The sequence below is a fragment of the Gemmatimonadota bacterium genome, assembly GCA_022560615.1.
GTDB lineage: Bacteria > Gemmatimonadota > Gemmatimonadetes > Longimicrobiales > Gaopeijiaceae > UBA1138.
On record JADFSR010000046.1, the window covers coordinates 22,370 to 28,369 of the forward strand.

Annotated in this window: 6 protein-coding genes; all 6 read left to right on the plus strand. The window is 64.1% G+C overall.

The window, feature by feature from the left end:
- Positions 1 to 55: 55 nt before the first annotated feature.
- Entirely contained in the window at positions 56 to 1,549 is a 1,494-nt protein-coding gene (locus IIB36_17755; GenBank protein MCH7533585.1) for a cytochrome c, read from the plus strand.
- 29 nt (positions 1,550 to 1,578) lie between these two features.
- Positions 1,579 to 2,802 carry a hypothetical protein gene (locus IIB36_17760; GenBank protein ID MCH7533586.1) on the plus strand — a complete coding sequence of 408 codons (1,224 nt, stop codon included), beginning with the start codon at positions 1,579 to 1,581 and terminating at the stop codon, positions 2,800 to 2,802.
- Positions 2,803 to 3,019: 217 nt separating this feature from the next.
- Entirely contained in the window at positions 3,020 to 4,006 is a 987-nt protein-coding gene (locus IIB36_17765; GenBank protein ID MCH7533587.1) for a hypothetical protein, read from the plus strand.
- Positions 4,003 to 5,046: an LLM class flavin-dependent oxidoreductase gene (locus IIB36_17770; protein ID MCH7533588.1), complete on the plus strand. Its 1,044-nt coding sequence runs from the start codon at positions 4,003 to 4,005 to the stop codon at positions 5,044 to 5,046. The genes IIB36_17765 and IIB36_17770 overlap by 4 nt, the downstream gene beginning before the upstream one ends.
- A gap of 52 nt (positions 5,047 to 5,098) precedes the next feature.
- Positions 5,099 to 5,359: a hypothetical protein gene (locus IIB36_17775; protein MCH7533589.1), complete on the plus strand. Its 261-nt coding sequence runs from the start codon at positions 5,099 to 5,101 to the stop codon at positions 5,357 to 5,359.
- Between the two features lie 157 nt (positions 5,360 to 5,516).
- A partial coding sequence (locus IIB36_17780; GenBank protein ID MCH7533590.1) for a DUF222 domain-containing protein occupies positions 5,517 to 6,000 on the plus strand: 484 nt, incomplete at its 3' end.

Below are 6,000 nucleotides of genomic sequence, written 5' to 3' on the forward strand. Positions count from 1 at the left end.
TGGCATTTCGCTGGGATGCTGAGCGTTGGTCGTCTGTCCTCCGGAGGTGCTGGAAATGACGCATGTCATGATGAGGTGGAACCACGTCTGGGGACTGGTCGTGCTCGCCCCGGCGATCTTCGCTCTCGCGATTCCGAGCGCCGTCGATGCTCAGGAGGGTTCGTCGGACCAGGTGACGTTCAGCCGGGATATCGCGCCCATTCTCCAGCGGAGCTGTCAGAACTGTCATCGCCCCGCAGGCGTGGCACCCATGCCGCTTGTGACGTACCGCCAGGTCCGGCGGTGGGCCAGCCGGATCAGGGAGAAGACGGCGATCCGCGATCGTGCGGGCGCGATGCCTCCCTGGTATATGGAGAAGGACATCGGCATCCAGCACTACAAGTACGATCCCTCCTTGAGCGACGAAGAGCTTGCGACCATCGCCGCGTGGGCGGACAACGGCGCCCCGGAAGGAGATCCCGCGGACCTGCCCACTCCGTTGAACTTCGAGAACAACGACTTTTGGACGGCCGGAGAGCCGGACCTGATCGTAGAGACGGAAGAGATCTTCATGGAGGCAGGCTCCCCTGACTGGTGGGGCGAGATCAAGAGCGTACCGATCCCGCTCGAGCAGGATCGCTGGGTGAAGTCCGTCGAGATTCGGGAGGTGAACGACATCGATCCCACGGATACCGGCCGTGCAACCGTCGGTCGGCGCTACATCTTCCACCACATGATCTGGAGCACGCGGGTCCTCGCAGACAGTGAGGATCCGACGCTGAGCACGTTCGGGTCGGGTGGGGCCGTTGGGTGGCCCGTGCACGAGGTGGGTCGGAACGCGGATATCTTCGACCCGGAGGGGGGCCGGCTGCTGAGGGCGGGCTCGAGCGTGGTTTCCAACTCGATCCACCTGCACTCGAGCGGCCGCAACACGACGGCGAAGCTGCTCATCGGTTTCCGATTTCATCCGGAGGGCTACGAGCCCAAGTACCGCCGAGCTCCTGTCGCGCTCGGCAACGCGATGGACATCGACATCGAGGCGATGGAAGACGGCCAGGAGCTCCACGCCTATGAGGTGCTGGAGCAGCACACCAAGATCATCACCTTCGAGCCGCACCTGCACGCACCCGGCGAACGCATGTGCCTAGAGGCCATCTGGGGCTTCAACGTCGAGACGCTCAGCTGCGTTGGGTACGACCACAACTGGGTACGCGCGTACACCTACGAGGACGGCTATCAGCCGCTCCTGCCCAAGGGCACGATCCTGCACATCGTCGGCTATATGGACAACACGCCGAACAACACCAACATCACGGACCCGAGGAACTGGCAGGGGTCGGGCAACCGATCGGTTGCGAACATGTTCATCGACCTCGGGATGCGTGTGACGATGTCGGACGAACAGTTCATGGAAGAGATGGCCGCGCGACGGGAGCTCTTCGACCTGACCAAGAACGACCACGTGATCGGCTGTCCACTGTGCCTCTCGACGATCGACGTGCCCTCCCCGGTGGCCGAGAAGGAGGACGTGGGAGTCGGCCGCGAACCAGGGCGCCAACCACAGCGGTAGGCATGCGCTTCGGCCATGAAGGAAGACACATGAATCGGACTTCCGTTCAGGGGGCGCGAGGGGCACGATTCCTCCGGTCCCTGCTCGTTCTGACCGCGGTACTGCTCACCCATGAGCGTGCCGACGCCCAGCTGACGTATACGAAGGGGCAGACGGTCTCCCCGGCGTACGAGGGCTTCGAAGCGAACCCCGATGGCTCGTACAACCTGCTTTTCGGCTACATGAATCGGAACTGGCTGGAAGAGGTCGATGTCTCCACCGGGCCCGACAACTTCTTCTCGCCCGGACCCGAGGATCGCGGCCAGCCGTCGCATTTTCTGCCCCGCAGGAACCGGTTCATCTTCAAGGTTCAGGTCCCTGCCGACTTTGGCGATCAGGAGCTGGTCTGGACGCTGACCGTCCAGGGAGTGACCAAGCGAGCGTACGCGACGCTCCGGCAAGACCTGTTGATCGACAACATGGTGATCGCGTCCGAAACCGGGGCGCTCGGGGCGGGCCGCAGCGACCCTGAGACACGCTCGAACGTCGCGCCGATGATCGAGATCGAAGGCTCGCAAGTGCGGCGCGTCCTGGTTGGCCAAAGCGTCACGCTCGTTGCGCGTGTGACCGACGACGGGCTTCCGATCACTCGCGCGGCTCGCCGGGCACGGGCGGTCGCCGCGAGGGAAGCGGCAGAAGCGACGGCAGCCGAAGCGTCGGACGCTGAGCCGGATTCCGTGGCCGGCGACGACTCAGAGGAAGACCCGTCCGAGGACGCCGGGCAGGAAGAGGAAGAGGACGAAGAGGAGGAGATCTCCCCCGAGCTGCAAGCGCTGCGACGCGCGCTCAACGAACCCAATCGCGTCACTGTCCAGAAGAGAGTGGGCCTCCATTTCACGTGGTTCGTGTATCGGGGCGAGAACCATGCAACGTTCGCGCCCATCCAGATCAAGCCCTGGGAGGACTCGAGGGCGTTCATGAACTCGCCATGGTCTCCCTTCTGGGAGGCGCCCCCTACGCCGGAGGATGACCGGTGGGTTGTGCAGGTCACATTCGATGAGCCGGGCACCTATGTCCTTCGGGGCCGGGCCGATGACGGCGCCCTCTATGCGGATGAGGAGGTGACGATCACGGTCACGCCGAGGCCGATTTCGAAGCCACAGCTAGGGACGCGGGCGCCTACGCACGTGGTATTGACACGCGTCCGGCTTGAGGGTAGCCTGCGAGCCCGTAACCCAATGGAACCCAACACTTTCGCTGACGAATTTTCATGACGCCCAAAATCTGCCCACGGATGTGCTGTTGCATCTGTATGACCCTCCCCCTCGGAGGGGAGCCGGGGCGTCCGTGTACATGAACAGGGACGACTAAGGGTTCCGAGCTGAGCTCGGACTACCGCCCCGGCCTCTCTCCGCGGAGAGGGCCGGGTTTTTTTGTTGCCTAGGTGTCGCGTGACGACGCCCCAAGAAACGAGACGGGAAGTACCCAATCATGCCCATCACAGCCGAACGATCCCTCGCGATCTACTTCGAGCACCCCGACTGGTTCAGGCCGCTCTTCGAAGAGCTGGACCGACGCGGGACACCGTATGTGGAGCTGAACGCCACCACGCTGAGCTACGACGCAGGCGAGGCCGAAACACCGTACTCCTTGGTGTTCAACCGAATGAGTCCATCCGCGTACCTGAGGGAGGCGGGCAGCGCGATCCACTTCACATCGCATTACCTGGCCCACCTGGAGCGGCTGGGCGTACGGGTCATCAATGGATGGCAGGCATGGCAGACGGAGATCTCCAAGGCCTACCAGCTCTCGCTGCTCGGGCGACTGGAACTGCCCTATCCGAGGACGAGGGTGATCCACGACGCTGCCGGCGCCCCCAGCGCGGCTCGTGGCTTCCGCTTTCCCATAGTGGTCAAGCCGAATATCGGGGGGAGTGGGGCGGGCATTCGTCGCTTCGAGACGTTGGGGGAACTCGAGGGCGCCGTGGACGAGCTAGATCTGGGCATCGACCATACGGCCCTGGTGCAGGAGCACATTCCGGCCGAGGGAGGACGGATCGTCCGCGTCGAGATCCTAGACGGCCGGTTCCTGTACGCGATTCGCATCTACACGGACGGAACCGAGTTCAACCTCTGTCCGGCTGACGTCTGCCTGGACATGGACGGAGCCCAGTTGGAGCGCTCCGCCTGTCCCGCCGATGCCGCCGAGAACAGCCTCCGCGTGGAGGGCTATCAGCCGCCCGCCGAGATCGTCTCGCAGGTCGAGCGAATCATGGCCGCATCCGGAATCGAGATCGGGGGCGTCGAGTACATGATCGATGACCGGGACGGCCAGCTCTACTATTACGACATAAACGCGCTCTCGAACTTCGTCGCCGACGCGCCGAACGTCGTCGGGTTCGACGCGTTCGCGAAGCTGGCCGACTGGCTGGAGCTGGAGGCAGGGCTCGTGCCCACATTGTCGGGAGGTGTGCGATGAGGTTCGGATACTGGCTGCCGGTGTTCGGGGGGTGGCTCCGCAATGTCGATGACGAAGGCATGGAAGCGACTTGGGAGTACACGAGCCGCCTCGCCCGCCGCAGCGAAGAGATCGGCTTCGATCTCACTCTGGTGGCGGAGCTCAACCTCAACGACATCAAGGGGATGGACGCCCCTTCGCTCGATGCGTGGAGCACCGCGGCGGCCCTGGCCGCGGTGACCGAGCGGCTCGAGATCATGGTCGCCGTGCGGCCGACCTTTCATGAGCCCGCGCTCCTGGCCAAACAGGCCGCCAACATCGACCGCATCAGCGGGGGACGGCTGTCGCTCAACGTCGTATCGTCCTGGTGGGCGACAGAGGCGCGGAAGTATGGCGTCCGGTTCGACGAGCACGACAGGCGCTATGAGCGCACAGGAGAGTGGCTGACGGTGGTGAACGGCATGTGGACCGAGCCGGTCTTCTCTTTCTCGGGCGAGTTCTATTCGGTCGAGGAGGCGATCCTCGAGCCGAAGCCGCTCCAGCGGCCGCGCCCCACGTTGTACGCCGGCGGCGAGTCTCCAGCGGGGAAGGCCCTGATCGCGGAGAAGTGTGATGCCTGGCTGACGCACGGTGATCCTCCGCACCTGATCGCGGACAAGGTGAACGACATGCGAGCGCGTCGAGAGGACCTGGGACTACCACCGATGGTGTTCGGTGCTGCTGGCTTCGCGGTCGTACGATCCACCGAGGACGAAGCTCGCCAGGAGGTGAGCAGAATCACAGATGTGCGCCAGAGCGCTCAGGGATATGCGAACTATCAGGACTGGATCGGCAACACCCAGCTCGAGCGTCGAGTGAGTCTCGAGGACTACTCGGTATCGAACCGTGGGCTGCGAAGCGGACTCGTGGGAACAGCTGAGCAGGTGGCCGAGCGCATCATGGAGTTCGAGGCCGCCGGCCTCGACCTGCTCCTCCTTCAGTTTTCGCCCCAGCATGAGGAGATGGAGCGCTTCGCGGAGGAGGTGATTCCTCTCGTGAACGGGGTTACGGCAGGGCCCTAGCACCTACGTAGTACCTAGTCGGGCCTTAGTCGTGGCCTAGGCCTAGTGGGTCATGACGGACCGCGAGAGCTGGTCCCCCACGTATGTCGTGGCCAATGAGCGCGTTGCGGACCACGTGTTTGGCGTCTCATGCCACGGCCCGCACTGCGCTGCGGTGGTCGCCGCGTCGGTCGATGAGCGGTTCGGGTCCGGGCGGGCGATCGTCCAGTGGACAGGGGTGGCGACTGTGGAAAACCTGTCCCATCCAGACATGGACGGATTCGAGCCAGCGCAGTGCTGCCAGTCCGAGACGCCGGTGTTCGTGCCCCCCTGAACGACGTCGGTCTGCGCCTGAGCTCCATCGGGCCGTAGACCCTCGCTCGATGCCCTGGCGACCCCCGTTTGGCGCTCTCGCGGCCCGTGGGGACGTCCCAAAACCAGCTCATATATTATGACGTAACTCATTGTCATAATTGGATATGGGAGGGGAGATGGGGAAGAGTGAGCTAGCGTCCGACGCTCGCCACGAGCGCATGGACCGAGTCGCTGTGCTGTTCGGTGAGATCACGGCCGCCACCCGTGAGTTCCTGGCGGCTCTCGCGCGGTCGGATCGTCACCGGGACTGGGAGGACGAGGGCTTCGCTTCGTGTGCCGAGTGGCTCGCGTGGCGGATCGGCATCATGCGCGGTACGGCGAACGAGAAGGTCAGGGCCGCTCGGGCGCTCGAGGAGCTGCCACTCATCTCGGAGGCGATGGCCAGGGGAGAGCTGTCGTTCAGCAAAGTGCGGGCGTTGACGCGCGTAGCGACAGCCGACACCGAAACTGAGCTGCTCGCGTTCGCCCGTGCGGGTTCGGCCGCCAACCTGGAGCGTCTGGTGAGGGGGTGGAAGACGCTGAGCCGGTGCGATGAAGCGCAACAGGAACGGATCAGACACAGGAGGAGGTGCTTCTCGGTCTTCCCCGACGAAGATGGGA